The 2,454-nt window shown below is 58.6% G+C and carries 3 protein-coding genes; 1 reads left to right on the top strand and 2 read right to left on the bottom strand.

What is annotated here, in order from left to right:
* Positions 1–63 precede the first annotated feature (63 nt).
* On the top strand, positions 64–918 hold the full coding sequence (locus PMI11_RS00035; RefSeq protein WP_007811906.1) for a hypothetical protein: 855 nt from the start codon (positions 64–66) through the stop codon (positions 916–918).
* A gap of 93 nt (positions 919–1,011) precedes the next feature.
* Here the strand turns inward: PMI11_RS00035 and PMI11_RS00030 are convergent, their stop codons facing one another.
* Together PMI11_RS00030 and PMI11_RS37920 are read right to left on the bottom strand one after the other, a co-directional pair.
* The gene (locus PMI11_RS00030; RefSeq protein WP_007811903.1) at positions 1,012–2,241 is read right to left on the bottom strand and encodes a right-handed parallel beta-helix repeat-containing protein; all 1,230 of its coding nucleotides are present in this window, start codon (positions 2,239–2,241) and stop codon (positions 1,012–1,014) included.
* The coding region (locus PMI11_RS37920) for a hypothetical protein (RefSeq protein ID WP_210161445.1) at positions 2,241–2,454 on the bottom strand (214 nt) is incomplete at its 5' end. The genes PMI11_RS00030 and PMI11_RS37920, both read right to left, overlap by 1 nt.

Here is a 2,454-nt window from a genome sequence, read left to right as displayed (position 1 = left end):
CAGAAGGCATTGCCGGAGTGAGCGCTTGCCGCCAGCCACATTATCGGGCCGTCGATTCTGCTCGTGGTCGTGCTGGCGCCGCTCGGGCTCTACTATCTCTGGACGGTGCTTGGAGGGGCAGGCGGCACCAAAGTGGCGACGACCGACGCGCGGACTCTGGTTTTCTCAGCCTATGAGCTGCTGGGGTTTGCAGGCCTCGGGCCGGGCCGCACGGAATTGCGCGCCGGGGAGGGGGCGATCGTCTCTTCTTACCTTGTTGCGTTGGCAAGCTACGCCATCCTGGTCGCGGCCGTAACGCTGGCTGGCGTGATCCAGGCAATTCGCAATGTTCCGCCTCGCACATTGGCGGCCTGTGCCATCGCGTTCACGGCTGCCGCTGCACTGATCCTGATTGCCGGATATATTCTGCACTGGCGCGTCGTCGGTCGCCATCTCGCGCCCGCAATCGCGGTCGTCTTGGCGCTGCAGGCGGCAGGCGTGGCGTTGCTCTGGCGTCGGCCTGTCGGCAAGCTCGTAGTGCTTGGCTTTCTGATGATGGCATTGGCCTCCGGCGCAAGCATCAGATTCGCGCCCCGTCACGCGAAGGACGACTATCGCTCTGCGGCAGCTGTCGTACGCTCAGCCCTCACCGAGGGTGATCGCGTCTGGTGGAGCGCCGACGCGCTTGGCGCGCTCGTTTACCATGTGCCGCTGGGCCAGGGGTGTGGCAGTGCACTCTATGTCTCTGAACCGCGGCCAGGTTTTGCTTCCGCACTGCAGGTTCCAACCCTCATCGTCGCCAGCAAGCCCGATATCTACGATCCGGAAGGGGTACTGGCCACGTTCCTATCCGACCAGCATTTTCAGATCACCGAAACCTTTCAGGCTTTTCAGATCTGGCGACGCGCGCCATCGACGGGTTCATTGCCTTGCGGCTAAGCGCCCATATTGCGCTTCGAGCTGCCGCGATCATCGCCACTGAGCTCGGCATGATCTAGACGCCGTTGGCGAAAATAATCTCGGAAACTGTATTCATCGCGGCGCCGAGCCAGAAACGTCCTGAGCATTCGGCGGCGTGTCCGCACTGGAGGTGGCCTCATCTGCTCCGATGTCGACCTTGCCGTTCACGCGGGCCTGCCCGTCAATGTCGACAGATCCGAGCCCGAAAGCGGACGTTCCGGCATTGATGGCCGGCGAAGCCGGCTTCAAGTGGAAATCTCCCGTGGCCGGATTCGAAAGCAGCGGATCAAGCCCAAGCAGGTTTCCGTTGGCGGCGCCCGGCATTTGGCCATCCGAAAGTACTGATGCCTCGCGCGGAGTGCCGTTGAAGGTGATATTGTTGTACCACTTCACATCCTTGTTCACGTAGCCATTGGTGCTGACATCATTGATGGCCCGGTTTCTGGAGTCCGTTCGCGGATCCGCCACTGCGACATTGTTCACCCAGGTATTGTAGCTACCCATGGCGTTGCTCAGCTCGCCCCGCCAGCTTCCCTTGTTGGCATTGTCATGGTTGTTGTGCCAGACGGTATTGTTGCGCACCGTGACGAAGTCGCTCAGGAAGACGTGGATGCCCTTGCCACCATTGCCGTAGGAGACATTGCCCTCGATCAGAGTGCCGTAGCGGTATTTCGTGTCTTGAAAGCCGTCGATGATGATACCGTTTCCATCCGTATGTTCCCAGTTGATGGCGGGTCCTTGCACGTTATCGTAGCTTATGTTGTTCCTGATGATGTTGCGGAATTCGGCATTGCCTGCGGCGAGATCCACGTTCTGCCAGAGCGAGATGCCGCTGCACTGATAGCCGTTCGTCGCGGCGTTGCCGTAGACCCGGTTGTCTTCGATCGTCAGCCAATCCGATTTGGCGCTGGAAATACCCGAACCGCCGCTGTCATGGGCTATGTTGTCTTTGATCGTGACGTGATGCGACCCTTCAATATCGATCGCATGTCCCCCGCCGCCAACGACGTCGAAACCCTCGATCCTGACGTAGTTCGCTCGCACATTCAGCGTGCTGTAGGTGTCCGAAGAAGGCGGTCTGAGTAAAGCGTCGCCCGGCAATTCGGAGCGGATGGTGACGTAATTATCCGCCGCACCATCCTTCGTCACCACGATCTGCTCATGGTACGTTCCTGACTTTACCACCACCTGATCGCCAGGCCTTAGCTGCGCCTGCATGGCGCGACTGATCGTCTTCCATGGTGCAGACAAACTGCCTTTGGCGATGTCGCTTCCGTCAGTGGCAACATAATAGTCCGTCATCACTCTTCTCCTGTCCCTGTAGTCTGTTGATCCCCGGGTACGGGCTGTGATGATTGATGGCGTTCACCTGCTGCATAAGGCGGAGGTGGATCGCTCAAGGCTATTAAATCCTTCGTAATATCAAGATTTACACTTTGAAATCGTGGTATTTCATCAACGACCTTGCGTATAATTCGGAGTCGCGGAAGTTGTATTTGGCGTGCTGTTTGGGTT

This window comes from Rhizobium sp. CF142, assembly GCF_000281145.1.
Classification (GTDB): Bacteria; Pseudomonadota; Alphaproteobacteria; order Rhizobiales; family Rhizobiaceae; genus Rhizobium.
This window is presented reverse-complemented; position numbering and strand designations above follow the sequence as displayed.